A 25,970-nucleotide genomic window follows, 5' to 3' on the forward strand; every position below is an offset into this window, starting at 1 on the left:
TTCGACTTGCATGTGTTAGGCCTGCCGCCAGCGTTCAATCTGAGCCATGATCAAACTCTTCAATTTAAGTTTGATGCTCGTGAATTAAACTTCGTAATGAATTACGTGTTCACTCAGAGACTTGGTATTCATTTAGTGTCCGAAGACATTAAGAATCCATGTCACTTTGAGTGCCCACACAGATTGTCTGATAAATTGTTAAAGAGCAGTTGCAACGCGGCTTTCAGCTCATCGTTGCGAGGTCCCGTATATTACGTTTTCCTCATTCAGAGTCAAGCAATTATTTTCACTTTTCTCTGTTGGCGTTCATCTCTGAACCCCGCTGTCCCGGCGGCTTGTAAGCCGTTGTTCCGTGTCAGTGGAGGCGCATTATAGGGAGTTCTCAGACGTTGACAACCCCTCTTTGAAAAAAAACGTTCAACCGTCTCTTTTTTGCTCAAAACCGTGCTACAGCGCCAGTTTTTCGAGCGTTTCGAAGCCATAACGACGTAAAACGGGCAAAAGTTGTTCGGTTTCTTTTGTTATCGCCATACAGAAAGCGATGTTCGCATCCGCTGATTTCGCATCCGGCGCCTCGTGCTCCAGTAGCCAGGCCGTCCGACGCGCAATCGCAGCACCGGAATCCACCAGCCGGGTCCCTTCAGGCAAAACCTTTAACAGCTCTTCCTGTAATAGCGGGAAATGGGTGCAGCCGAGAACAACCGTATCCGGTGGTTCCTGCATCCGCAGCCATGGACGCAGAATGCGACGCAGCTCTTCAAGCGATACCGTCTCGCCGTGCAGTTTCGCTTCCGCCATTTCCACCAGCTCCGCGGAGCCGAGCATGGCGATCTGGCATTCATTGGCAAAGCGCTCAATAAGCTCACGCGTATAAGGACGTTTTACCGTACCGCGTGTCGCCAGCAACCCCACGATACCGTTCGCCGTCAGACGCGCCGCAGGTTTGATTGCCGGGACAACGCCCACAACCGGGAACGGGAATTTTTCGCGCAGGGCAGGAAGAGAGACCGTGCTTGCCGTATTACAGGCAATAACCGCCAGCGCCAGGGGATAGCGCTTTTGTACCGCAGTGACGATTTCAATCACACGCTCAACGATAAAGTCTTCACTCTTTTCCCCATACGGGAACGCGACGTTATCGAAGGCGTAGATGTAATGGAGATCCGGCAGGAGCTGCCGAATCTCATCATAGACCGAAAGCCCACCGACGCCGGAATCAAACACCAGCACGGTGGGACGCGGATCAGAAGGTGTAGCTGCCAGACAAGGTGTATTCCCGTCCTGCAGTTTTGTAGCCATAAACTGTCTCGTAATCTTTATCGAACAGGTTGGCTATTTTACCACGAACTGTGAGATGTGAGGTGACAGGATATGAAACCGCGACGTCCCACAGGCTGACGCCGCCCATTTTAACTTTCTCTGACGGATAGGTTCCAAAGTCGGTGTCGTAGCGCGTGCCGAGATAGTGATACGTCAGGCTCCAGTCAACATCATAGATCTGCGTATCAAGCTGATATTTCACCTGCTGTTTAGCACGACGGTCCAGAAGTTGATTGGTTGCCGCATTGCGGGCATCCACATAGTCGTAGCCCACAGTATGCGTCAACGGACCCGTATCAAACGACGCTGTCGCTTCTACACCTTTAATGCGTGCTTTGCCGACGTTGTAATATTGCTGCAGGTTATTGTTGAAGTCGATGAGATTATCAACGTCATTACGATAGCCGGATACGCGCCAGCTTACGCCTGCCGTCAGGCCTTCAAACGCCCCTTCCCACTGCTTGCTCTCTTCAGGATCAAGATGGGTATTGCCGTAGAAGCCATAGAGCTGACCCAGATTCGGCGCTTTATAGGCCGTGCCATAAGAGGCTATGAAGCGGTAACCGTCAACGAACTCCCAGGCTGCGCTACTTTGCCAGGTACCATGGCGACCAAACTGAGAGTTGTCATCGCTGCGGGCCGCCGCCTCCAGAGTGAAATCTCCAAACTGCTGCAACCCAGTCAGGTAGACGCCAGTGTTACGCAGGTCATAGGCGTTGGTTACGTAGTTGGTACCCGGCTCGGTGCTCTGTTTCTGCCAGTCAACGCCCGCGCCGATGTTGCCATGTCCCACGTCAACTGAGTTGGTCCACTGAACATTGTACTGTTTGATTTCATCCAGGGTTGCTGTGGAGTCATAGCGTCCAAGGTGCGGATCGTAATTGTAGTCTTTGCTGTGACTGTAGCTGGAGAGCAACTGTGAATGGAAAACATCCCGGTTAAACCGCAATCCGGCATCCCAGGTCTGGCTATAGAGTTGGCGGGTATCAACCAGCACATCAGGGGTGAATGAACTGTAATAGCCGTCATAGGCGGTACGGTTGCTGTAACCATAGCCGCGAACGAAACCACTCCATTGCTCAGAGAAAGCATGCTCCAGTGCGCCGTAGAGCGTTTTATTCATAAAGCCGTCGCGATCGGTCTGGGCAAGGCCGCCGTTATTACCGTCAGCAACGACGTCAAAGCCTTTTGTGTAGGTGTAATCCCCCGCCAGCGTAACGCGCGTACTTTCACCCAATGTTTGCTGGGTGCTGCCACCATAATTCTGGAAGCCGTGTGTCCCAACGCCAGCATTCAGCGTTGTGCCATCCTTCGCACGCGTAGTGATAATGTTGACTACACCACCGATCGCATCCGAGCCGTACACCGCCGAACGCGGTCCACGAAGATATTCGATGCGCTGCACCAGGGAGATCGGAAACTGGCTGAGATCGGACGACCCCGTGACGCCCGCCTGGTTAAGGCGGATCCCATCGACGAGAATCAGGACATGGCTGGAGTTCGTACCGCGTATAAAGAGAGAAGAGAGCTGCCCCATCCCGCCATTTTGTGCCGTATCTACGCCAGGCAGGCGACGCATGACATCCAGAACCGTGGTGGATTGCCAGCGGTCGATATCGGCCCGCGTCACGACAGAAGTCGCAGCCAGAACAGATTTTTCAGGTTGTTCGAAACGGTTTGCTGTCACCACCAACGAGTCGGCGCTTTCCTGCGCCCAGCCCGAAAATGCCGTGACGGAAAACGCCGTCAACAGCGATACTTTTTTAATCATTGTTAAAGCATCCACAATATAAGAAGGATGCCGCAGGCCTCATCGATAGCACGCGATGATGAAACCAAATGCGACGTGATCCCGGCAGGTCTTCGGGCTGGGTGGCGTTATACGGATGAAGACTTCCCGTTTTCACAGTGTCTACAACTCTCATCCCGCCAGTCTTTACCGCTGCGCGTCAGCTCCAGATTTGCACTGGATTCCCTTTTCACTCTCAGGAGACCGGAAACAGAATGCTACAATTAGACACGTATAGATGTCCAGATAGCTATTAGCCATTAAATCTGGACATCCACTGCACAATCCCTACAATCCCCGCGTAATTCTTTATCACTCAGGACGCATCATGACCCCCGAACACCTCCCGACAGAACAGTACGACGCACAGCTGGCAGAAAAAGTTGTCCGCCTGCAAAGTATGATGACGCCTTTCAACGCGCCCGTTCCCGAGGTGTTTCGTTCTCCGGTCAGCCACTACCGTATGCGCGCTGAGTTTCGCATCTGGCACGATGGCGATGACCTGTACCACATCATTTTCGATCAGCAGACGAAATCCCGGATTCGCGTAGACAGTTTCCCGGCGGCGAGTGAGCTTATCAACCAGCTAATGACGCTGATGATCGACGGTGTGCGCACTAATCCGGTGCTGCGCAACAAGCTGTTCCAGATTGACTACCTGACCACCCAAAGCAATCAGGCCATTGTCTCTCTGCTCTATCACAAAGCGCTGACCGACGAGTGGCGCGAGCAGGCAGAAGCCCTGCGCGATGCGCTGCGCGCGCAGAACATCAACGTGCACCTGATTGGCCGCGCGACCAAAACCAAAATCATGCTGGACCAGGATTACATCGACGAGCGTTTGCCGGTGGCAGGAAAAGAGATGGTTTACCGTCAGGTGGAGAACAGCTTCACCCAGCCGAATGCGGCAATGAACGTGCAGATGCTGGAGTGGGCGCTGAATGCGACGGAAGGGTCGACGGGCGATCTGCTGGAGCTCTACTGCGGTAACGGCAACTTCTCGCTGGCGCTGGCGCGTAACTTCGAACGCGTGCTGGCGACGGAAATCGCCAAACCGTCGGTGGCCGCCGCGCAGTACAACATCGCCGCTAACCATATTGATAATGTGCAGATCATTCGTATGGCGGCAGAAGAGTTTACCCAGGCGATGAACGGCGTACGTGAGTTTAACCGCCTGCAAGGGATTGATTTGAAGAGCTACCAGTGTGAGACAATTTTTGTCGATCCGCCGCGCAGTGGCCTGGACAGCGAAACCGAGAAGATGGTGCAGGCGTACCCGCGTATTTTGTACATCTCCTGTAACCCGGAGACGCTGTGCAAGAATCTGGAAACATTAAGCCAGACGCACAAGGTTGAACGTCTGGCGCTGTTCGATCAGTTCCCATATACGCACCATATGGAGTGCGGCGTACTGCTCACGGCGAAGTAATGTGGGCCTTGTAGGGCAGGTAAGCGAAGCGCCACCTGCCAAAAAAGCCGGATGGCGCTTCGCTTATCCGGCCTACAATGACAAAACCCTTTACTCTGGTAACTGGCTCTTGCGGCTACGCATGCGAGAGCCAATCCAGAACACCAGCGCCACAGACAGCACCGCAGGCAGGAAGTTAGAACCGATATCCGGATACTCTGCACGCACCACGGTGCTGTACAACAGTACACCCAGAATAAAACAGGCTGCGGCCAGCCCCGGTAACCCAACCGGCATGGTGCGGTTCAGATAACGTTGATGCAGGCAATACACCGTCAGCACCAGCGCGATAATCGGGAAAATCGAGAACGGTACAATTGAGCTGAAAACCGCCGCAAACGTACCGTTAATGGATAAGCCAGCGATCAATGCCAGCAACAGCGTTCCTTTATCCTGACCTGACTGTTTCATTACTCACCTTCACTCATCGTTTTGATGTGCCAACTTCTCTTGTTCACGGCGATACCAGTAGTACGCACCTTTAGAAATCATCCGCAGCTGCAATACCAGTCGCTCTTCGAGTTGCTTACGTTGTTCAATGCTGACATCCAGCGCTTCGGCACCCGCACTGAAAACAATGGTCACCATCGCCTCGGCCTGTGCTTCAGTAAACGCACGCGGCATATGGTTTTCGAGTTCAAGATAGTCGGCAAGTTCCGCGATGAAATGCTGAATTTCACGCGCGACGGCGGCACGAAACGCCGCCGACGTGCCAGAGCGCTCGCGCAGCAAAAGGCGAAACGCGTTAGGGTTATTGCCGATAAATTCCATAAATGTCGACACGGAGGTGCGGATCACGCTGCCGCCTTTGGCAATACGCTGACGCGCCTGACGCATAAGCTGGCGCAGCATCAAACCGCTCTCGTCGACCATGGTCAGGCCCAGTTCATCCACATCACGGAAATGACGATAGAAGGACGTTGGCGCAATCCCGGCCTCGCGCGCCACTTCGCGCAGGCTTAAACTGGCAAAACTCCGCTCAGCACTCAGTTGACTGAATGCGGCTTCCACCAGCGAACGCCGGGTTTTCTCTTTTTGTTGTGCTCTTACGCCCATCACGATAGTTGAATCCTTCCAAAGGCCCGTTGGCACTATACCAGAGAATAAAATTAATCTGTTTACCTGGCTTTGTGAATGATTGTTTACGCGCGGTTTGTGCTCCACTGCCCGAAAAAAGCACAACGATAATTGGGTTACCCAGGCAATGATGTTATGATTCTGTTGCTTTTATGTATAAGAACAGGTAAGCCTTGCCATGCCACATTCCTACGATTACGACGCAATAGTTATTGGTTCCGGCCCCGGCGGCGAAGGTGCTGCTATGGGTCTGGTAAAACAGGGAGCCAGAGTAGCGGTTATTGAGCGCTACCATAATGTCGGCGGCGGTTGCACCCACTGGGGCACCATCCCTTCGAAAGCCCTCCGCCACGCCGTTAGCCGCATTATCGAATTTAACCAGAACCCTCTTTACAGCGACCACTCCCGACTTCTTCGTTCTTCCTTTGCCGATATCCTGAATCACGCAGACACGGTCATTAACCAGCAGACGCGCATGCGTCAGGGTTTCTATGAGCGCAACCACTGTGAAATTCTGCAGGGTAACGCGCATTTTGTGGATGAACACACCCTGGCGCTGGAGTGCCACGACGGTTCGGTTGAGACGCTCACCGCTGAAAAATTTGTGATTGCCTGCGGATCGCGCCCATATCATCCGGCAGACGTGGACTTCTCTCATCCACGTATTTACGACAGCGACTCCATCCTCAGCCTGCACCACGAGCCACGCCATGTGATCATCTATGGCGCGGGCGTGATTGGCTGTGAATATGCGTCGATTTTCCGGGGAATGGAGGTCAAAGTTGATTTGATCAACACCCGCGACCGGCTGCTGGCGTTCCTCGATCAGGAGATGTCAGATTCCCTCTCCTACCACTTCTGGAACAGTGGCGTGGTGATTCGTCACAACGAAGAGTACGAGAAAATCGAAGGCTGCGACGACGGTGTGATCATGCACCTGAAATCTGGTAAGAAGCTGAAGGCGGACTGCCTGCTGTATGCCAACGGCCGTACCGGCAACACGGATTCATTGCAGCTGGAGAATATCGGGCTTGAAACCGACAGCCGCGGTCAGCTCAAGGTCAACAGCATGTACCAGACTGCGCTGCCGCACGTTTACGCGGTCGGCGACGTTATTGGTTACCCAAGTCTGGCCTCCGCTGCTTACGATCAGGGCCGCATCGCCGCACAGGCGCTGGTGAAAGGTGAAGCGACGGCGCATCTGATCGAGGACATCCCGACGGGCATCTACACCATCCCGGAAATCAGTTCTGTCGGCAAAACCGAGCAGCAGTTGACGGCCATGAAGGTGCCTTACGAGGTGGGTCGTGCCCAGTTTAAACACCTGGCGCGCGCACAAATTGTGGGGATGAGCGTGGGTACGCTGAAGATCCTGTTCCATCGCGAGACGAAAGAGATCCTCGGTATTCACTGCTTTGGTGAACGTGCCGCGGAAATCATTCATATCGGCCAGGCGATCATGGAGCAAAAAGGTGGTGGCAACACCATCGAGTACTTCGTTAACACCACCTTTAACTACCCGACCATGGCGGAAGCCTATCGGGTAGCTGCGCTGAACGGCTTAAACCGCCTGTTTTAACGCGTTGTCGAAATGGCCATCCATTGCACCACGGATGGCCTCTGCCAGCTGCTCATAGCGGCTGCGCAGCGGTGAACCCGGACGATAAACCAGGCCGATCGTGCGACGCGGCTCTGGCTTAATACACGGCAGATAGACCACGCCATCACGCTTACGCTCGCGCGGCACGGCCAGCGCAGGCAGCAGCGTAATGCCACTTCCTGCCGCGACCATGTTACGCAGCGTTTCCAGGCTGGTTGCGCGGAAATGGGTATCTTCATCTGCACCCGCTTCGAAGCAGAAGCCCATCGCCTGATCGCGCAGACAGTGGCCGTCTTCCAGCATCAGCAGCTTTTCTCCGGCCAGATCGGCCATCGGCACGCGATCGCGGTTCGCCCACGGGTGATCTTCATAGATCGCCAGCATCATCGGCTCATCGAACAGCGGTACTTCAATAAACGCTTCACTCTCTTTGACCAGCGCCAGGATCGCGCAGTCGAGCTTGCCGCTGTCTAACTGCGCCAGCAGCTGATGGGTTTGCGCTTCATGCAGGTACATTTCGAGTTTCGGGAACGTCTGGTGCAGCAGCGGAATGATTTGCGGCAACAGATACGGGCCAACGGTTGGGATCAGGCCAATATGCAGCGGGCCGGACATCGCCTCCCCCTGCTGGCTTGCCATTTCCTTGAGCACTTTGACCTCGCGCAGTACGGTGCGCGCCTGATCCACCAGCAGCAGACCTGCCTGCGTGAACAGTACCTTACGACTGGTGCGCTCCAGCAGCATCACGCCCAGCTCATCTTCCAGCTTGCGGATCTGACCGCTCAGCGTTGGCTGGCTGACATGGCAGGAGTCTGCCGCGCGGCGAAAATGGCGATGCTCAGCTAACGCTACCAGGTATTCAAGATCACGAATATTCATTATTCATCCTCCGTCGCCACGATAGTTCATGGCGATAGATAGCATAGCAACGAACGATTATCCCTATCAAGCATTCTGTTGAATAATACATCACATAGACGAGGCGGCACGTGTTTGACCCAAAACGACCCCGCACCGTCAGCGAGTTTCTCTCAAAACTCGAAAAACTAAAGCCAACGTGAACTTTTGCGGACCCCGTGGTCCGCTTTTTTTTGCGTATAAAAAAGCCCGGCACTAAGCCAGGCTCCGTTTTTCTCCCTCTCCCTGTGGAAGAGGGCCGGGGTGAGGGCACCAGCCCGCACAAATCAAACCAACCGGTTTTTCGCGTCCGCAATCGCCTGCGCTACCTGCTTCGGCGAGACTCCACCTTTCGCCGCACGCTTATCCAGGCAGGATTGCAGGGCCAGAATCGGGTAGACATCCTCCCTAATAACCGCACTGAATTTTTGCAGGTCGGCAAGCGCCAGCTCTTCAAGGGCTTTACCCTGACGAATCGCTTCCACTACCGCTTCACCCACAATATGGTGCGCCTCGCGGAACGGTACGCCTTTCGCCACCAGGTAGTCTGCCAGCTCGGTAGAGTTAGCATAGCCCTGCTGCGCCGCTTCCTGACAGCGCGGACGTTTCACCTGAATACCGTCCAGCACCAGCGCGCCCATATGCAGACAGTCCAGCCAGGTGTCGAGCGCGTCGAACAGCCCCTCTTTGTCTTCCTGCATGTCTTTGTTGTATGCCAGCGGCAGCCCTTTCAGGGTCATCATCATGCCGGTCAGCGCGCCCTGCACGCGGCCACACTTACCGCGGATCAGCTCCAGCGCATCCGGGTTTTTCTTTTGCGGCATCAGGGAGGAGCCGGACGTCACGCGGTCGGACAGCTCGACGAAGCCCGCTTCGCCAGAGTTAAAGAAGATCAGGTCTTCGGCAAAGCGCGACAGGTGCACCATCCCGATAGAGGCATTCGACAGCAGCTCCAGCACGTGGTCACGGTCAGAGACGCTGTCTAGGCTGTTGCGGGTGGCGGAAGCAAAGCCCAGCCAGCCTGCCAGCTGCTCACGGTCGATTTCATAAGCCGTACCGGCCAGCGCGCCGCTGCCCAGCGGGCTGACGTCCAGACGCGTTAAGGTATCCTGTAAACGGCTCTCATCACGCGCCAGCATCTCAACGTAGGCCAGACACCAGTGCGCGAACGTCACTGGTTGCGCGCGTTGCAGGTGGGTATAACCCGGCATCACCGCATCCTGATTGTTCTGCGCAGTGTCCACCAGCGCGCTCTGCAGCTGACGATTCGCCGCCAGCAGTTCGCCGACGGTCTCTTTACACCACAGCTTCAGGTCGGTCGCCACCTGGTCATTACGGCTACGCCCGGTATGGAGCTTTTTACCCAGCTGGCCGACTTTGTCGATAAGTTTGCCTTCCACCCAACTGTGAATATCTTCGGCATCGCTCTGGAGGATTTGCTGCGGATCCAGACGCACCTCTTCCAGCAGATTATTCAGCGCCTCTTCCAGCTGCTGCTGTTCCTCTGCGGTCAGCACGCCCACGGTCACCAGCGCTTTGGACCAGGCCACAGAGCCGACAATATCCTGTTCGGCCAGGCGGTAGTCGAAGCGCAAAGAGTCGTTGAACTGTTTGAACCGCTGATCCGCTGCCTGTGTAAAACGCCCACCCCAAAGTGCCATAACGAATTTCCTTAATGATGATATTTTTGCCCGGTGGCGCTGCGCTTACCGGGCCTACAAAATTCCCGTAGGCCGGATAAGCGAAGCGCCATCCGGCACAGAATCTTAAGCCAGAATACGCGTACCAATCGGCGTACCGTTAAACAGCGCCGGGAGTTGCTCCGCGTGACGCCAGGAGGCGATATCCACCGGACGACCCAGCGTGCGCGCGGCATCCAGCGCCGCGTTCACCTTAACGATCATGCCGTCGGTGATAATGCCCTGATCGATCAGCTGTTCGGCTTTTGCGGCGGTCATTTCCGCTATACGCTGGCCTTTGCCGTCCAGAATGCCGCTCACGTCGGAGAGCAGGATCAGGTCTGCGCCCAGCGTGGCCGCCAGCGCGGTTGCCGCCTGGTCCGCATTGACGTTCATCAGCTCGCCCTCTTCGGTCACGCCGATTGAGCTCACCACCGGCAGGAAACCACCTTCCAGCAGGGTGTTAATCAGCTTAGGCGAACCTGGCTGCGCCAGTCCAACATGGCCAAGCGCTTCGTCGAGCTGGGTCACTTTCACGCAATCGCCATCGCCCAGACAGAGGCCAACGGACGCGATGTGGTGCTTCTTCGCCCACGCCAGCAGCGTTTTGTTCGCCGTCCCCGCCAGCGCACCAGTAATAATGTCAATCTGGTCGGCAGGCGTGACGCGCAGGCCATTTTTCTTAATCACCGGCAGGTTGAGCCCTTTCATCAGCTCGTCCACCACACAGCCGCCGCCGTGGACAATCACCAGCGGACGTTGATGTGATTCACGATAGTTCACCAGCGCGGTAAACAGGCGCTCCAGCGCTTCTTCGCTGTCCAGCAGTACACCACCGAGTTTGATAATTAATGGGTTCATCATCACACCTTAAATAAGAGCCTGCGTTTCAGGGAAGCCGAAACGAATATTTGCACACTGCATTGCCTGTGCGGCAGCGCCTTTGAGTAAGTTATCTTCTGCGGCGACCACAATCAGGTGCTCGCCCTGCACGGCAAAGCCGATGTCGCAGAACGGCAGGCCGACCACGTTTTTTAGCGCTGGTACGCCTTTGTCATACAGACGCACCAGTGGTTTATCCGCATACGCCTGCGTGAAGACTTCGCTCACCTGTTCTTTGGTCACACCCGGCTTCAGGCGGCAGGTAATGGTTTCGAGGATCCCGCGCGGGAAGCTACCGAGGTGCGGGGTGAAGATCACCTCCGCGCCCAGATGGGTGGTGATTTCAGGGTGATGACGGTGATTAAACACGCCATACGGCTGAAGGCTCACTTCGCAGAAGCTGTTGGAGATCGCGGCCTTGCGCCCGGCGCCGCTCACGCCGCTGGTGGCGTTGATCACCGGCCACTGGTCAAGATCCAGCAGACCCGCGTCGATCAGCGGCTTAAGGGAGAGCTGCGCCGCCGTCGGGTAACAGCCAGGCACGGCAATCAGATTCGCTTCTTTCAGTTTATCTGCGCTCCACTCCGCCAGGCCGTACACCGCTTTTTCGAGCAGATCCGGGTGCTGATGGGTGAAACCGTAATATTTTTCGTAGAACGCGCTGTCGTTAACGCGAAACGCGCCGGAGAGATCGAAGACCACGCAACCGGCTGCCAGAAACTGCGGCGCCAGGTCGTGACTGACCTCGTGTGCGGTGGCTAAAAACACCACGTCAACGCCGTCGGTAAACTCGCTGATGTCAGACATAGCCTGCAAAGGCAAATCAACCACGCCCTTAAGTTGTGGATGCAAATCGGAAATTAACTTTCCGGCATCATTGCTTTGCGCTGACACGGTCAAAGCGGTTATGGTCATATGTGGGTGGCGATTCACGTAGCTTACAAGCTCTGCGCCCGCATAACCGCTAGCGCCTACAATCAGCGTATTCAACATCGGGTTCCTTTATGCTCAACGTTAATGTATTTTTATTCACATTTATTGCATGAATATTGATACTATCACGACCTAAGGTGTGTCAACAATGAAAATGAACTTACCGCCATTTATCGAGATTTACCGCGCCCTGATTGCCACACCGTCCATCAGCGCAACGGAAGAAGCGCTGGATCAGAGCAATGAGTCTTTAATCAATCTGCTGGCGGGTTGGTTTAGCGATCTTGGGTTTAACGTTGAGGTTCAGCCCGTCCCCGGAACACGTCACAAATTTAACCTGCTCGCCAGCACCGGACATGGCGCTGGCGGCCTGCTGCTGGCTGGTCACACTGACACCGTGCCGTTTGACGATGGCCGCTGGACCCGCGATCCGTTCACCCTGACAGAGCACGACAACAAGCTCTACGGTCTCGGCACGGCGGACATGAAAGGCTTCTTTGCTTTTATCCTCGACGCGCTGCGTGACGTGGACGTGACAACGCTGAAAAAGCCGCTCTACATTCTGGCGACCGCCGATGAAGAGACCAGCATGGCGGGCGCACGGTATTTCTCTGAAAACACGTCGATTCGCCCGGACTGCGCGATCATCGGTGAACCTACCTCTCTGCAACCGATTCGGGCGCACAAAGGCCATATTTCTACCGCAGTGCGCGTGCTGGGCCAGTCTGGTCACTCCAGCGATCCGGCGCGCGGCGTGAACGCCATTGAGCTGATGCATGACGCGATTGGCCGCATCATGACCCTGCGCGACGATCTGAAAGAGCGCTATCACTACGAGGCGTTCACCGTGCCGTATCCGACGCTGAATCTCGGCAGCCTGCACGGCGGTGATGCGTCCAACCGTATCTGCGCCTGCTGCGAACTGCATATGGATATCCGTCCTCTGCCGGGTATGACGCTGAGCGATCTGGATGGCTTACTGAACGAAGCGCTGGCCCCGGTCAGCGAGCGCTGGCCGGGACGTCTGACGGTCTCCGAACTGCATCCGCCGATTCCAGGCTACGAATGCCCGCCTGACCACCAGCTGGTTCAGGTGGTGGAAAAACTGCTCGGGGAGAAAACCGACGTGGTGAACTACTGTACCGAAGCGCCGTTTATTCAGACCCTGTGCCCGACGCTGGTTCTGGGCCCTGGCTCCATCAACCAGGCCCACCAGCCGGACGAATATCTCGAAACCCGCTTCATCAAGCCCACCCGCGAACTCATTACCCAGGTTGTGCATCACTTCTGCTGGCATTAAAACGGCCCCTCACCCTGCCCTCTCCCCAAAGGGGAGAGGGTGTTCAAGTTCCCTCCCCCCTTTGGGGAGAGGGTTAGGGTGAGAGGAGTAAATCCCGCGATCTACGTCACATTCCCATAAGCATCTCTTATCTGACGCAATACGAATTAAATTTCGTAAATTGCCCGCATTTATTCATCTGCTGAACCGTTTTCGCAGCAATTGACGACGGGGGTTTTACGTGGCTTTATAAAGGGAGATGACAAAATAATGTCCAGAAAATTTTCGCCTGGGCATAAACAAAAATGATGGGGTGACTGGGTTTTTATGAACGAACAATATTCCGCGTTGCGTAGTAATGTCAGTATGCTCGGCAAAGTGCTTGGAGATACCATCAAAGATGCGTTGGGGGAGAACATCCTCGACCGTGTTGAAACCATCCGCAAGCTGTCCAAATCTTCCCGCGCCGGTAACGAGGCCAATCGTCAGGAGCTGCTCACCACCTTGCAGAACCTCTCTAATGATGAGCTACTGCCCGTTGCCCGCGCCTTCAGCCAGTTTCTGAACCTGGCAAACACCGCTGAGCAATACCACAGCATTTCGCCAAAAGGCGAAGCGGCCAGCAACCCGGAAGTCATTGCCCGCACCCTTCGTAAACTCAAAGACCAGCCCAACCTCAACGAAGCGACCATCAAAAAAGCGGTGGAATCCCTTTCGCTGGAGCTGGTGCTGACCGCACACCCAACCGAAATCACGCGTCGTACGCTGATCCACAAAATGGTGGAAGTGAACAACTGTCTGAAGCAGTTGGATAACAAAGACATTGCCGACTACGAACGTAACCAGCTTATGCGCCGCCTGCGCCAGCTGATTGCTCAGTCCTGGCACACCGATGAAATTCGTAAGCATCGCCCAAGCCCGGTCGACGAAGCCAAATGGGGCTTTGCGGTGGTGGAAAACAGCCTGTGGGAAGGGGTGCCAAACTACCTGCGCGAGCTGAACGAACAGCTGGAAGAAAATCTGGGCTATCGCCTGCCGGTCGACTTTGTGCCGGTTCGCTTCACTTCCTGGATGGGCGGCGACCGCGACGGCAACCCGAACGTGACGGCGGAAATCACCCGTCATGTCCTGTTGTTGAGCCGCTGGAAAGCAACCGATCTGTTCCTGAAAGATATTCAGGTGCTGATCTCCGAGCTGTCGATGGTAGAAGCGACGCCGGAACTGCGCGCGCTGGCCGGTGAAGAAGGTGCCAGTGAGCCGTACCGTTTCCTGATGAAAAAACTGCGCGGTCAGCTGATGGCCACGCAGGCCTGGCTGGAAGCGCGCCTGAAAGGCCAGCGCCTGCCGAAGCCGGAAGGTCTGCTGAGCCAGAACGAACAGCTCTGGGAACCGCTGTACGCCTGTTATAAATCGCTTCAGGCCTGCGGGATGGGCATCATTGCCAATGGCGAACTGCTCGACACCCTGCGCCGCGTGAAGTGTTTCGGCGTGCCGCTGGTGCGTATCGACGTCCGTCAGGAAAGTACCCGTCATACCGAAGCGCTGGGCGAGCTGACCCGCTATCTCGGCATTGGCGACTATGAAAGCTGGTCCGAAGCCGACAAACAGGCGTTCCTGATCCGCGAGCTGAACTCCAAGCGCCCGCTGCTGCCGCGCAATTGGGAGCCAAGCAATGACACCTGCGAAGTGCTCAACACCTGTAAAGCGATCGTGGATGCGCCGAAAGGATCGGTGGCCGCCTATGTGATCTCCATGGCGAAGACCCCGTCCGACGTGCTGGGCGTTCACCTTCTGCTGAAAGAAGCGGGCATCGACTACGCACTGCCGGTAGCACCGCTGTTTGAGACTCTCGACGACCTGAACAACGCCAACGACGTGATGACCCAGTTGCTGAACATCGACTGGTATCGCGGCTTTATTCAGGGCAAGCAGATGGTGATGATTGGCTATTCCGACTCCGCGAAAGATGCGGGCGTGATGGCAGCCTCCTGGGCGCAGTATCAGGCGCAGGATGCGCTAATTAAAACCTGCGAAAAAGCCGGTATTGAACTGACCCTGTTCCACGGACGCGGCGGTTCAATTGGTCGTGGCGGTGCGCCTGCACACGCGGCGCTGCTCTCCCAACCACCAGGAAGCCTGAAAGGCGGCCTGCGCGTGACCGAGCAGGGCGAGATGATCCGCTTCAAGTACGGCCTGCCGGAAGTGACCATCAGCAGCCTGTCGCTCTATACCAGTGCGATCCTGGAAGCCAACCTGCTGCCGCCGCCGGAGCCAAAAGAATCCTGGTGCCGGATTATGGACGAGCTGTCTGACATCTCCTGCGATCTGTATCGCGGCTTCGTGCGTGAAAACAAAGACTTTGTGCCTTACTTCCGCTCAGCCACGCCTGAGCAGGAGCTGGGTAAACTGCCGCTCGGCTCGCGCCCGGCCAAGCGTCGTCCTACTGGCGGCGTTGAATCCCTGCGCGCCATTCCGTGGATCTTTGCCTGGACGCAGAACCGCTTAATGCTGCCGGCCTGGCTGGGTGCCGGTGCGGCGCTGCAAAAAGTGGTGGAAGACGGTAAGCAGAGCGAACTGGAAACCATGTGCCGCGACTGGCCATTCTTCTCTACCCGTCTGGGGATGCTGGAGATGGTCTTCTCGAAAGCCGACCTGTGGCTGGCGGAATACTACGATCAGCGTCTGGTGAAACCCGAGCTGTGGGCGCTGGGTAAAGAGCTACGCGAGCTGCTGGAAGGCGACATCAAAGTGGTGCTGGATATCGCTAACGACTCCCACCTGATGGAAGACCTGCCGTGGATCGCCGAGTCTATCCAACTGCGTAACATCTACACCGACCCGCTGAACGTTTTACAGGCTGAACTGCTGCACCGTTCGCGTCTGGCGGAAGAGGAAGGTAAAGAGCCGGATCCACGCGTCGAACAGGCGTTAATGGTGACGATTGCAGGCGTTGCGGCGGGGATGCGTAACACCGGTTGATCGGTTTTGCCGGGTGGCGCTTACGCTTACCCGGCCTACAATAGGCTTTTCGTAGGCCCGGCAAGCGCCAGCGCCGCCGGGCAATACCCTGGTATCCACACCATGCACCACGATATCCCCCACATCCTGAATGACCTGATCAACGGCACCTTGCCGCTGCGTCAGGTGCATTTCCCCCCTTCGGCTAAACCTCTCCCCCGAACGTCACCTTGCCTCGTGCTTAGCTTTGATACGGCCTGCGAAGCGTTATTTTTTTCATCCGGTAATATTCCGCTTCAACCCGCCTTTTCGCTCAACATCAGCTTCGGCAAGCAACAACTGACTCTTCAGCTCGAGCGCGACAACACGCTTTTGCAACAGCAACAGGTTGCCAGACGCGGGCCGCGAGTGGGCGCATTCCTTTTGCAGACGCTCGCTGAATTGCAAATGCAGCCAGACGATCGGGAAACGGCCAGACTGGTGGTATTAAGTTTGCTCAGCCACTGTCGCGATCTGCTGGGCAGCGATATCCATACCGCCAGCCGCAGCCGTGCATTATTTGAAGCGATTCGTCACTACATCGAAGAACATCACGCCTCTGCACTAACCCGTGAATCGGTGGCGCAGGCGTTTTATATTTCTCCGAACTACCTTTCTCATCTTTTTCAAAAAACAGGCAGCGTGGGGTTCAACGAATATCTTACGCAAACACGCCTCGAGCACGCGCGTCAGCTTCTTAAAGGCTACGAGTTTAAAATCAAAGATATCGCTGCAAGCTGCGGATTTACGGACAGTAACTACTTTTGCCGTCTCTTTCGCAAGCACACTGAACGTTCCCCTTCCGAATATCGACGCCAGTATCACAGCCAGCTGATCGCCAAAAAGTAGCATTGTGATCGCTCTCTCACTTCGCCAGGGACATTACATTTATCCAGTATTTGGCAAAATTGACCTGTATTCGCCGCGACTGGGTGCGCCGTATCCTTTATTCAACCTTTCTGACTTAAGGAAAAATAATGGAACTGTACCTGGATACCGCCAACGTGGCAGAAGTTGAACGCCTGGCGTGCATTTTTCCCATTGCGGGCGTGACCACCAACCCAAGCATCGTAGCCGCCAGCGGCGAATCTGTCTGGGAGGTGTTGCCGCGCCTGCAGCATGCTATCGGCCCGGAGGGCAGGCTGTTTGCCCAAACCATGAGCCGCGACGCCGAAGGAATGGTGGCGGAAGCAAAACGGCTGAACAATGCCCTGCCGGACATCGTGGTAAAAATTCCCGTCACTGCACAGGGGCTCATCGCGATTAACGCGCTGAAGAAAGAGGGAATTACCACGCTGGGAACCGCCGTTTACAGCGCCGCTCAGGGGTTACTGGCCGCGCTGGCAGGAGCGAAATATGTCGCACCGTATGTAAACCGCGTCGATGCGCAGGGCGGTGACGGCATTCGCACGGTACAGGAACTGCAATCCCTGCTGGAACAGCATGCGCCAGAGAGCATGGTGCTGGCTGCCAGCTTTAAAACGCCGCGCCAGGCGCTGGATTGCCTGTTGGCAGGATGTGAGGCAATCACGCTTCCCTTAGACGTAGCGCAACAAATGCTCGGCACGCCAGCGGTAGAGTCAGCCATAGAGAAGTTCGAGCAGGACTGGAAAAACGCGTTTGGTAACCTCAACCTCTAAGGGAGATATGTTATGGACCGTATCATTCAATCGCCGGGGAAGTACATCCAGGGCGCTGATGTTCTCACTCGTCTCGGCGACTACCTGAAGCCGCTGGCGGCTCGCTGGCTGGTGGTAGGCGATAAATTTGTGCTGGGTTTTGCCGAAGAAACCCTGCGTCAGAGTTTTAAAAAAGCCGGACTCCATGCCGAAATTGCACCGTTTGGCGGCGAATGTTCGCAAAATGAAATCGATCGCCTGAAAAAACTGGCCGACAGTACCGACTGCCTGGCGGTGCTGGGTATCGGGGGCGGAAAAACGCTGGATACCGCCAAAGCGCTGGCGCACTTTATGGACGTGCCGGTGGCTATTGCCCCGACCATTGCCTCCACCGATGCGCCGTGCAGTGCCCTTTCCGTGATTTATACCGACAGCGGCGAGTTCGATCGCTACCTGATGCTGCCGCACAACCCGAACATGGTGATTGTCGATACCAGGGTGGTGGCAAGCGCACCTGCGCGCCTGCTGGCCGCCGGGATTGGCGATGCCCTGGCAACCTGGTTTGAAGCGCGCGCCTGTTCGCGCAGCGGCGCCACGACCATGGCGGGTGGCAAGTGCACGCAGGCAGCGTTAGCGCTGGCTGAGCTGTGCTACAACACGCTGGTTGAAGAGGGCGAGAAAGCGATGCTGGCGGCGGAACAACACGTGGTGACGCCTGCTCTGGAACGCATTATTGAAGCCAACACCTATCTGAGCGGCGTGGGCTTTGAAAGTGGCGGGCTGGCGGCGGCACACGCCATTCACAATGGCATGACGGCGGTGCCGGATGCGCACCATTTCTACCACGGTGAAAAAGTGGCATTTGGTACGCTGACGCAACTGGTACTGGAGAACGCGCCGGTAGAAGAAATCGAAACCGTTGCGGCGCTGTGCCATAGCGTCGGGCTGCCAATTACGCTGGCGCAGCTGAATATCAAAGAGGATATTCCGGCTAAAATGCGGCTGATCGCGGAGGCGTCCTGTGCCGAAGGGGAAACCATTCACAACATGCCTGGCGGCGTAACGCCGGATCAGGTCTATGCGGCGCTGCTGGTGGCGGACCAGTATGGACAGCGATTCTTGCAGGAGTGGGAGTAATAGAAAAACCGGGTGGCGCTGCGCTTACCCGGCCTACATGGCACTTTAATTTGTAGGCCGGGTAAGGCGTAGCCGCCACCCGGCACAAGGGTTACTTCACGTCAAACCGATCCAAATCCATCACTCGCGCCCATACGGCAACGAAGTCGCGGACGAACTTCTCTTGTGCATCGCTGCTGGCGTAAACTTCGGCCAGCGCGCGGAGGACAGCGTTGGAACCGAAGACCAGATCGGCGCGGGTGGCGGTATATTTCACTTCCCCGCTGGCGCGATCGCTACCGGCAAACAGCTCGTTTGAGTCGTCGGTCGCTTTCCACTGGGTGTTCATATCCAGCAGATTGACGAAGAAGTCGTTGCTCAGCACGCCCTCGCGGTTAGTAAACACGCCATTCTTGCTGCCATCGAAGTTTGCACCCAGTACGCGCAAACCGCCGATCAACACCGTCAGTTCCGGCGCGGTCAGGGTCAACTGCTGGGCTTTGTCGATCAGCAGCGACTCCGTGGTGGACACATCCACCTGCGCGCGATAGTTACGGAAACCGTCGGCAATCGGTTCGAGCAGGTTAAACATCTCGATATCCGTCTGATCCTGACGCGCATCCACACGACCTGGAGTGAACGGTACGTTGACGTAAACGCCTGCCGCTTTCGCCGCCTGCTCAACGCCCACGACACCCGCCAGCACAATGATATCGGCCAGTGAAGCTTTGTTGGTGGTGCGCTGGATCGCTTCCAGAGCCGGTAATGCCCGCACCGCCGCGGTGTTAACGTCCCAGTCGCGCTGAGGTGCCAGCGCCAGACGCGCGCCGTTCGCGCCGCCACGCTTGTCGCCGCCGCGGAAGGTCGATGCCGACGCCCAGGCCACGGAAACCAGCTCGCTCACGGAGAGACCCGAGGCCGCGATTTCCGCTTTCAGGCTTTCAATATCTTCCTGCGTCGGATGGAACACCGGCTGAGGCAGCGGATCCTGCCAAATCAGATCTTCTTTCGGTACTTCCGGGCCGATGTACCGCGCTTTTGGCCCCATATCGCGGTGGGTCAGCTTGAACCACGCGCGCGCAAAGGCTTCGTTGAAGGCCTGCGGATCGTTCAGGAAACGACGGGAAATTTTCTCGAATTCCGGATCAAAACGCAGCGTCAGGTCGGTGACCAGCATGGTTGGCTTGCGTTTTTTCGACGGGTCGAACGGGTCAGGCATAATTTCCGGCGCATCCACGGCTTCAAACTGAATTGCGCCCGCCGGGCTACGTGTCTGCACCCATTCGTATTTGAACAGGTTCTCGAAGAAATAGTTGCTCCACTGGGTTGGGGTTTGAGACCAGATAACTTCCAGCCCGGAGGTGATGGCGTCAGCGCCAATACCGGTGCCGTGCGTGCTGGCCCAGCCCAGGCCCTGCGCTTCAATAGGCGACGCTTCAGGGTCAGTGCCCACGTGCGTGGCTTCGCCTGCACCGTGCGTTTTACCGAGCGTATGGCCGCCTGCAATAAGCGCAACGGTCTCTTCGTCATTCATGCCCATGTTGCCAAATGTAGCGCGGATCGCCGCCGCCGCAGACAGCGGTTCACCACTGGCGTTTGGCCCTTCCGGGTTAACGTAAATCAGGCCCATTTCTGTGGCGGCCAGCGGGCGCTTCGCCAGCGCTTCCGGGTCACGGTGAGTCAGCCAGGCTTTTTCATCGCCCCAGTTCACGTCCAGATCCGGTTCCCAGACGTCTTCACGCCCGGCACCGAAACCAAAGGTGCGGAAGCCGGAGTTCTCCAGCGCCACGTTACCCGCGAGGATAAACAGGTCGGCCCAGGAGATTTTTTGTCCGTATTTTTGCTTAATTGGCCACAGCAGACGGCGAGCCTTATCCAGGCTGACGTTATCAGGCCAGGAGTTCAGCGGCGCAAAACGCTGCTGACCGCGACCGGCACCGCCGCGACCATCAACGGAGCGATAGGTACCCGCACCGTGCCAGGCCATACGGATAAACAGGCCCGCATAGCTGCCCCAGTCGGCAGGCCACCACGGTTGTGAGTCGGTTAACAGTGCTTTGAGATCGCCCTTTAGGGCGGAATAGTCGAGCTTACTGAATTCTTTGCGGTAGTCGAAGTCTTCACCCAGAGGGTTTGAACGGCTGGAGTGTTGATTAAGTAAATCGATGCGGAGTTGTTTAGGCCACCACTCTTTGCTGCCGGTACCTGCACCCGCGCTGTGATCGACGCCGCCCTGGTGGAACGGACATTTGCCGGCGGATGCCGCGTTATTGGTCTCGTCTGACATGCTCATCGCTATGCTCCCTTTACAGTGTTACCGTTACGATATACACCACTAGCGATAAGAGATAGTTGAATTAATCCACAGATTCGATAGCTAATACCTTTTAACTTTCTGTTCGAGTAAAAAACCCTCACTTTATGAGGGATTTTTACTTTATAACGCCGGGCGGACACCCAGCGTATGGCAAATGGCGTAACTCATCTCCGCGCGGTTAAGCGTATAGAAGTGGAAATCCTTCACCCCTTCACGGCTTAAAATCTTCACCATATCCATCGCGATATTGGCCCCCACCAGCTTGCGTGTTTCCGGGTCATCGTCCAAACCTTCGTACATTTTGGACATCCACAGCGGAATGCGCACGTTGGTCATATCCGCGAATTTCTTCGCCTGTTTGAAGTTCGAGACCGGCAGAATGCCAGGGATGATTTCGACATCAATACCCGCCGAGACGCAGCGGTCGCGAAAGCGTAAATAGCTTTCCACATCAAAGAAGAACTGAGTAATGGCGCGATTTGCACCTGCGTCCACCTTACGCTTCAGGTTAAGCAGATCCGCCTGGGCGCTTTTCGCTTCCGGGTGAACTTCCGGGTAAGCGGCAACGGAAATATCAAAGTCAGCAACGTCTTTCAGCAGGGCAACCAGATCGGTGGCGTACATGTCCGGCTTACCGCTCCCCGGCGGCAGGTCGCCGCGCAGGGCAACGATATGACGAATGCCGTTGTTCCAGTAGTCCTGAGCAATCGCGCGCAGTTCATCAGGGGTGGCGTCGATACAGGTGAGGTGCGGTGCCGCTTCCAGACCGGTTCGGTCTTTAATGCCCTTAATGATGCTGTGCGTGCGGTCACGCTCACCGGAGTTGGCGCCGTAGGTTACGGAGACGAACTTCGGCTTCAGGCTGCTCAGGCGATCGATAGAGCTCCACAGGGTTTGCTCCATTTCACTGGTGCGCGGCGGGAAAAATTCAAAAGAGACGTTAATCTGGCCGTTTACTTCGGCCAGGCTCTGATTCAGGGCTTCCCGCTGGTTGGCGTGAAAAAAGCTCATACCTTACCTCTATCTTTCGCGTGTCATTGTTTGTTGTGTTGTGAACTTCTATACGTTTAGACGTCCAGATGTAAAAATGACGGAAAAGCGGGATGACGTCAACAGAAATAATCAACATTAACGGTGAGGTTTGTTCAGGGAAGATGAAGGGGATTCATGATGGGGGGTGAGAAGGCCCCTCACCCCAGCCCTCTCCCCAAAGGGGCGAGGGGGGAAAGACCGCACCGAGCAGTCCCCTCTCCCCTAAGGGGAGAGGGTTAGGGTGAGGGGTTACAGTAGCTTAGCCAGGCGATTAATGTCGGACTGAATGGCTCCGGCGGTCACATCGCGCCCCGCACCCGGGCCACGGATCACCAGCGGGTTATCGCGGTACCAGCGGCTTTCGATGGCGAAGACGTTATCGCACGGCAGCAGCGCCGCCAGCGGATGTTCAGGACGTACCGCCTCCACGCCCACGCGCGCTTTACCGTTCGCCTCGAAGCGCGCCACGTAACGCAGCACCAGGCCCATCTCGTTTGCCGCTTCGAGACGTTGCACCATCTGCTCGTTCAGCTCGTCGCCGTTCTCAAAGAAGTGATCGACAGATCCTTCCTCGCAGCCCGCAGGCACCAGAGACTCAACGCGTACCTGACCCGGTTCAATGTCGTAGCCCGCTTCACGCGCCAGGATCACCAGCTTGCGCATCACGTCTTTACCGGCAAGGTCAACGCGCGGATCCGGCTCGGTTAAGCCCTGCTGCCACGCCTGATCCACCAGGTCGGTGAACGGAACGGTGCCGTCAAACTGCAAAAACAGCCAGGAGAGCGTGCCGGAGAAGATCCCGCTCAGCGCCAGAATGCTGTCGCCGCTTTCAATCAGGTCGCGCACGGTATGGTTCACCGGCAGGCCCGCGCCAACGGTGGCGTTATACAGCCAGTGACGGCCCGTTTTTTCGAATGCGTCATGGATCTGACGGTATTTATCAGTGCTGCTCGCGCCCGCCAGTTTGTTGGCGCTGATGACGTGGAAACCGTGGCTGGCGAAATCCAGATACTGATCGGCCAGCTGTTCGCTGGCGGTAACGTCCAGCACCACCAGATCGTCGTACGGGTGCGCGCGCATCCACAGGAACAGCGACTCTTCGTCCTGCTCAACCGCTTCATCGTTAAAGAAGGCCAGCGCCCGGCTGGCGTCCAGCCCTTCGTAGTTCAGCAGGCTGCGGCGGCTGTCCACCACCCCAGCCAGAATAAATTCAAACCCGGTACGCGCCGAAAGCGTTACCTGCTCGCGGGCGAACAGCTCCAGCCAGCGGGAACCGATATTCCCTTTCCCGAACAGTACCAGGCCGATGCGTTTTTCCGCGCGGAACAGGGAGGTGTGCAGGCCCTGAATCAGGCTTTCGGTTGGCCCCTTGCGCAGAACAGCAACCAGGCTGATGCCCTCTTCCGACTGCCAGGTGAACTCCACCGGCTGCCCTTTCAGCTGCTGCCAGAAGCGGTGGCAGTGCAGCGGGTTACGGGTGACGCCCGCGCCCACCATTGCCACCAGCGCCAGTCCCTGACGCAGGCGAAGCTCGCCCGGCAGTCCCGCTTCATCCAGAATCTTCAGGGCGCTGTCCACCACTTCAGCGGTATAGCAGAACTGCAACAGCTGGCGATCGTTATGCACGCCAACGGCCAGCGGACGCACCTGGGCACGTTTCAGGATGGTGTCGATATCTTTGTGCGCCAGTTTGAAATCCTGGCCCGCAGGTACCTGGAACTCAATCAGGCAGATGTCATCGTGGCTGGTGACAATGCGCGCGCCCGTACCGGATGCCAGCACGCGCTCGATGCGAGTGGAACCCTGATCCGGCGTGTAGCTACAGCGTAGTTGCAGGTCGATGTCGCTGCCGGAAACCGGCTGTAGCGTGCGCGCGTGCAACACTGGTGCCGCCAGACGCGCCAGCTCGCTCGCTTCGTCGAGACGCAGCAGCGGCAGCAGGCAGGCATCTTTTACTTTGCGCGGGTCCGCGCTGTAGACACCGGCCACGTCGCTCCAGATGGTGACGCGGGACACGCCCGCCAGGGCGCCAATCTGCGTTGCCGAGTAGTCAGAGCCGTTACGGCCCAGCAGTACGGTTTCACCTGCGTTGCTGCGACTGATAAAGCCGGTCACCACAATACGTTTACCCGGATGTTGCACCAGCAGCTGTTGCAGCAGCGGGTAGGACAACCCTTCGTCCACCTGCGGCTGTGCGGCGCGTTCGGCACGCAGGAAATCACGCGCGTCGAGCCAGGCGGCTTCCACGCCAAGATGTTGCAGCACGGCGGCCATCAGGCGCGCAGACCACACTTCACCATGGCCAACCACTTCCGCATACACCGCATCGGTAATGCCGCTGTCCAGCAGAGCTGCCAGACGCTCAAGGTCGTGAGTAAAGGCGCTTATCAGCCCGTCCGCCACGTCCGCAGGCAGCAAACCGGCAATCAGTTCACTCTGGTAACGACGTAAGGACTGTTGCACCTGATGCGCAGAGAGGCGATCGGTCTGGCTCAGTTTCAGCCAGCTAATCAGCTGGTTGGTGGTGCTGCCCGCCGCAGAGACAACCATCATGTCCCCCGGCTGTGAATACTCGGTCATGATCCCTGCGACACGCAGATAACATTTCACATCAGCAAGACTACTACCACCAAACTTGTGCAGCTGACGACCCTTCGCCCCTGCCTGCGCTATCACACTCATGATTACCCCTTGGCTGCGACCCGGAAGCCATTTTCCAGATCGGCAATTAAATCTTCAGAATCTTCAATACCGGTCGAGATACGCAGCAGCGTCTCGGAAATCCCGGCGGCGGCACGTGCTTCGGGTGCCATACCTGCGTGCGTCATGGTTGCGGCGTGGGAGATCAAGCTTTCTACTCCCCCTAAGGATTCCGCCAGCGTAAACAATGACAACCCGCTCAGGAAGCGACGCAGCGTTTGCTCGTCACCGTCCAGTTCAAAACTTAACATCGCGCCAAATCCTTTCTGTTGGCGCGCGGCAATCTCGTGCCCCTGGTTTTCCGGCAGCGACGGGTGATAAAGCTTCTTCACCAGCGGCTGGGTTTTCAGGAAATCCACGATCGCCTGGGCATTACGCTGCGCCACGTCCATACGCGGTGACAGGGTGCGGATACCGCGCAGCAGCAAATAGCTGTCGAACGCGCCCGCGGTGACGCCAATGTTATTGGCCCACCATGCCAGTTCAGTGACAACATCAGGATCTTTGGCAATCACCACACCCGCTACCACGTCAGAATGGCCGTTCAGATATTTCGTGCATGAATGCAACACCAGATCGGCACCCAGTGCCAGTGGGTTCTGAAGGGCCGGACTGAGGAACGTATTATCCACTACACTTATCGCTCCCGCATCCCTTGCGAGCTGACAAATTTTCGCAATATCGACTACGCGCAACAATGGATTGCTTGGACTTTCCACCAGAACCAGCTTCGGCTGTTCGGCTAACGCCTGTTTCAGCGCCTGTTCGTCGTTTTGATCGACAAACAACACGCGGTAGCAGCCACGTTTCGCCAGGCTATCAAACAGACGATAGCTGCCGCCGTAGCAGTCGTGCGGCGCCACCAGCAGATCGCCAGGTTTCAGGAACACCGTGGTCACCAGATGAATGGCAGACATGCCGGTATTGGTTAATACCGCCCCTGCGCCGCCTTCCAGTTCCGCCAGCGCGCGCTGGGTGACGTCACGCGTAGGATTGCCGCGACGCGAGTAGTCATGCGCGCGAGGTTCATTAAATCCGGTGAAATTATAGGTGCTGGAGAGATGAATTGGCGGGACAACGCAGCCGTACTGCTCGTCATCATTCAATCCGCTACGCACTGCGATGGTGGCCTGTTTACGCGTCATGGTGAGGCTTCCTGGCGAATGAGGTGAAAAGTCAGGCACCAGAGTAAACATTGAAAGTATGGACGTCAATACATCTGGACATCTAAACTTCTTTGCGTATAGATTGAGCAATGCGCAAAT

General features: G+C 56.5%; 19 protein-coding genes, 1 rRNA gene and 1 riboswitch. Of the genes, 7 read left to right on the plus strand and 13 right to left on the minus strand.

Going from position 1 to position 25,970, the window contains the following annotated elements:
* The 3 genes from ACOTZP_RS13395 to btuB form a co-directional block, all read right to left on the minus strand.
* Window positions 1–66, minus strand: a 16S ribosomal RNA gene (locus tag ACOTZP_RS13395); the annotation flags it as partial.
* Between the two features lie 381 nt (window positions 67–447).
* The gene (murI, locus tag ACOTZP_RS13400; RefSeq protein WP_023298885.1) at window positions 448–1,299 is read right to left on the minus strand and encodes a glutamate racemase; all 852 of its coding nucleotides are present in this window, start codon (window positions 1,297–1,299) and stop codon (window positions 448–450) included.
* Window positions 1,244–3,091 (minus strand): TonB-dependent vitamin B12 receptor BtuB, encoded by a 1,848-nt coding sequence (gene btuB / locus ACOTZP_RS13405; protein ID WP_063146865.1) that lies wholly within the window; start codon window positions 3,089–3,091, stop codon window positions 1,244–1,246. The genes murI and btuB overlap by 56 nt, the downstream gene beginning before the upstream one ends.
* Window positions 3,092–3,157: 66 nt before the next feature.
* Window positions 3,158–3,333: riboswitch (cobalamin riboswitch) on the minus strand.
* A gap of 104 nt (window positions 3,334–3,437) precedes the next feature.
* Here btuB and trmA point away from each other — a divergent pair.
* Window positions 3,438–4,538 carry a tRNA (uridine(54)-C5)-methyltransferase TrmA gene (trmA, locus tag ACOTZP_RS13410; RefSeq protein WP_023298887.1) on the plus strand — a complete coding sequence of 367 codons (1,101 nt, stop codon included), beginning with the start codon at window positions 3,438–3,440 and terminating at the stop codon, window positions 4,536–4,538.
* A gap of 90 nt (window positions 4,539–4,628) precedes the next feature.
* On the opposite strand, the gene ACOTZP_RS13415 is transcribed toward trmA, so the two are convergent.
* Window positions 4,629–4,988: a YijD family membrane protein gene (locus tag ACOTZP_RS13415; protein ID WP_017383113.1), complete on the minus strand. Its 360-nt coding sequence runs from the start codon at window positions 4,986–4,988 to the stop codon at window positions 4,629–4,631.
* Between the two features lie 9 nt (window positions 4,989–4,997).
* Entirely contained in the window at window positions 4,998–5,636 is a 639-nt protein-coding gene (gene fabR / locus ACOTZP_RS13420) for an HTH-type transcriptional repressor FabR (protein WP_003862059.1), read from the minus strand.
* A gap of 196 nt (window positions 5,637–5,832) precedes the next feature.
* Here fabR and sthA point away from each other — a divergent pair, with 196 nt between their 5' ends.
* On the plus strand, window positions 5,833–7,233 hold the full coding sequence (gene sthA / locus ACOTZP_RS13425) for a Si-specific NAD(P)(+) transhydrogenase (protein WP_003862057.1): 1,401 nt from the start codon (window positions 5,833–5,835) through the stop codon (window positions 7,231–7,233).
* Here sthA and oxyR read toward each other — a convergent pair.
* The 4 genes from oxyR to argC all read right to left on the minus strand — a co-directional run bounded on the left by oxyR (window position 7,216) and on the right by argC (window position 11,705).
* Window positions 7,216–8,133 carry a DNA-binding transcriptional regulator OxyR gene (gene oxyR, locus ACOTZP_RS13430; protein WP_022649783.1) on the minus strand — a complete coding sequence of 306 codons (918 nt, stop codon included), beginning with the start codon at window positions 8,131–8,133 and terminating at the stop codon, window positions 7,216–7,218. The genes sthA and oxyR overlap by 18 nt on opposite strands.
* 305 nt (window positions 8,134–8,438) lie before the next feature.
* Window positions 8,439–9,812 (minus strand): argininosuccinate lyase, encoded by a 1,374-nt coding sequence (argH, locus tag ACOTZP_RS13435; protein WP_271074927.1) that lies wholly within the window; start codon window positions 9,810–9,812, stop codon window positions 8,439–8,441.
* 105 nt (window positions 9,813–9,917) lie between these two features.
* Entirely contained in the window at window positions 9,918–10,694 is a 777-nt protein-coding gene (gene argB, locus ACOTZP_RS13440; RefSeq protein ID WP_096216668.1) for an acetylglutamate kinase, read from the minus strand.
* Between the two features lie 6 nt (window positions 10,695–10,700).
* Window positions 10,701–11,705, minus strand: coding sequence for an N-acetyl-gamma-glutamyl-phosphate reductase (argC, locus tag ACOTZP_RS13445; RefSeq protein WP_045623064.1), 1,005 nt, complete (start codon window positions 11,703–11,705; stop codon window positions 10,701–10,703).
* 88 nt (window positions 11,706–11,793) lie between these two features.
* Between argC and argE the strand changes: the two genes are divergently transcribed.
* From argE to gldA, 5 genes are all read left to right on the plus strand, one after another.
* On the plus strand, window positions 11,794–12,945 hold the full coding sequence (gene argE, locus ACOTZP_RS13450; RefSeq protein ID WP_015569956.1) for an acetylornithine deacetylase: 1,152 nt from the start codon (window positions 11,794–11,796) through the stop codon (window positions 12,943–12,945).
* A 306-nt stretch (window positions 12,946–13,251) separates the two neighbouring features.
* Window positions 13,252–15,903, plus strand: a complete 2,652-nt coding sequence (gene ppc, locus ACOTZP_RS13455; protein WP_271074926.1) for a phosphoenolpyruvate carboxylase — start codon at window positions 13,252–13,254, stop codon at window positions 15,901–15,903.
* Between the two features lie 102 nt (window positions 15,904–16,005).
* Window positions 16,006–16,770, plus strand: a complete 765-nt coding sequence (locus tag ACOTZP_RS13460) for a helix-turn-helix transcriptional regulator (protein ID WP_023298892.1) — start codon at window positions 16,006–16,008, stop codon at window positions 16,768–16,770.
* 128 nt (window positions 16,771–16,898) lie between these two features.
* Window positions 16,899–17,561 carry a fructose-6-phosphate aldolase gene (fsa, locus tag ACOTZP_RS13465; RefSeq protein WP_032626957.1) on the plus strand — a complete coding sequence of 221 codons (663 nt, stop codon included), beginning with the start codon at window positions 16,899–16,901 and terminating at the stop codon, window positions 17,559–17,561.
* A 12-nt stretch (window positions 17,562–17,573) separates the two neighbouring features.
* A complete protein-coding gene (gene gldA, locus ACOTZP_RS13470) occupies window positions 17,574–18,677 on the plus strand; it encodes a bifunctional L-1,2-propanediol dehydrogenase/glycerol dehydrogenase (protein WP_038416925.1) in 1,104 nt (367 codons plus the stop codon).
* A 91-nt stretch (window positions 18,678–18,768) separates the two neighbouring features.
* Here gldA and katG read toward each other — a convergent pair whose 3' ends face one another.
* From katG to metB, 4 genes are all read right to left on the minus strand, one after another.
* On the minus strand, window positions 18,769–20,949 hold the full coding sequence (gene katG, locus ACOTZP_RS13475) for a catalase/peroxidase HPI (protein WP_206227859.1): 2,181 nt from the start codon (window positions 20,947–20,949) through the stop codon (window positions 18,769–18,771).
* Between the two features lie 144 nt (window positions 20,950–21,093).
* The gene (metF, locus tag ACOTZP_RS13480; RefSeq protein WP_022649792.1) at window positions 21,094–21,984 is read right to left on the minus strand and encodes a methylenetetrahydrofolate reductase; all 891 of its coding nucleotides are present in this window, start codon (window positions 21,982–21,984) and stop codon (window positions 21,094–21,096) included.
* 270 nt (window positions 21,985–22,254) lie between these two features.
* Window positions 22,255–24,687 (minus strand): bifunctional aspartate kinase/homoserine dehydrogenase II, encoded by a 2,433-nt coding sequence (locus ACOTZP_RS13485; RefSeq protein ID WP_003862044.1) that lies wholly within the window; start codon window positions 24,685–24,687, stop codon window positions 22,255–22,257.
* 2 nt (window positions 24,688–24,689) lie between these two features.
* Entirely contained in the window at window positions 24,690–25,850 is a 1,161-nt protein-coding gene (gene metB, locus ACOTZP_RS13490) for a cystathionine gamma-synthase (RefSeq protein WP_017383102.1), read from the minus strand.
* Window positions 25,851–25,970: the final 120 nt, after the last annotated feature.

The organism is Enterobacter cloacae complex sp. SYL001 (genome assembly GCF_049237025.1).
In the GTDB taxonomy this organism is placed as follows: Bacteria; Pseudomonadota; Gammaproteobacteria; order Enterobacterales; family Enterobacteriaceae; genus Enterobacter; species Enterobacter intestinihominis.

Bases quoted from the DNA above. Each gene is read 5' to 3' on its own strand.
- metF (WP_022649792.1), bottom strand. From the start codon at position 21,984: ATGAGCTTTTTTCACGCCAACCAGCGGGAAGCCCTGAATCAGAGCCTG.
- argE (WP_015569956.1), top strand. From the start codon at position 11,794: ATGAAAATGAACTTACCGCCATTTATCGAGATTTACCGCGCCCTGATT.
- sthA (WP_003862057.1), top strand. From the start codon at position 5,833: ATGCCACATTCCTACGATTACGACGCAATAGTTATTGGTTCCGGCCCC.
- ACOTZP_RS13485 (WP_003862044.1), bottom strand. From the start codon at position 24,687: ATGAGTGTGATAGCGCAGGCAGGGGCGAAGGGTCGTCAGCTGCACAAG.
- fsa (WP_032626957.1), top strand. From the start codon at position 16,899: ATGGAACTGTACCTGGATACCGCCAACGTGGCAGAAGTTGAACGCCTG.
- gldA (WP_038416925.1), top strand. From the start codon at position 17,574: ATGGACCGTATCATTCAATCGCCGGGGAAGTACATCCAGGGCGCTGAT.
- argB (WP_096216668.1), bottom strand. From the start codon at position 10,694: ATGATGAACCCATTAATTATCAAACTCGGTGGTGTACTGCTGGACAGC.
- ACOTZP_RS13460 (WP_023298892.1), top strand. From the start codon at position 16,006: ATGCACCACGATATCCCCCACATCCTGAATGACCTGATCAACGGCACC.
- metB (WP_017383102.1), bottom strand. From the start codon at position 25,850: ATGACGCGTAAACAGGCCACCATCGCAGTGCGTAGCGGATTGAATGAT.
- murI (WP_023298885.1), bottom strand. From the start codon at position 1,299: ATGGCTACAAAACTGCAGGACGGGAATACACCTTGTCTGGCAGCTACA.
- oxyR (WP_022649783.1), bottom strand. From the start codon at position 8,133: ATGAATATTCGTGATCTTGAATACCTGGTAGCGTTAGCTGAGCATCGC.
- argH (WP_271074927.1), bottom strand. From the start codon at position 9,812: ATGGCACTTTGGGGTGGGCGTTTTACACAGGCAGCGGATCAGCGGTTC.
- btuB (WP_063146865.1), bottom strand. From the start codon at position 3,091: ATGATTAAAAAAGTATCGCTGTTGACGGCGTTTTCCGTCACGGCATTT.
- ppc (WP_271074926.1), top strand. From the start codon at position 13,252: ATGAACGAACAATATTCCGCGTTGCGTAGTAATGTCAGTATGCTCGGC.
- katG (WP_206227859.1), bottom strand. From the start codon at position 20,949: ATGAGCATGTCAGACGAGACCAATAACGCGGCATCCGCCGGCAAATGT.
- argC (WP_045623064.1), bottom strand. From the start codon at position 11,705: ATGTTGAATACGCTGATTGTAGGCGCTAGCGGTTATGCGGGCGCAGAG.
- trmA (WP_023298887.1), top strand. From the start codon at position 3,438: ATGACCCCCGAACACCTCCCGACAGAACAGTACGACGCACAGCTGGCA.
- ACOTZP_RS13415 (WP_017383113.1), bottom strand. From the start codon at position 4,988: ATGAAACAGTCAGGTCAGGATAAAGGAACGCTGTTGCTGGCATTGATC.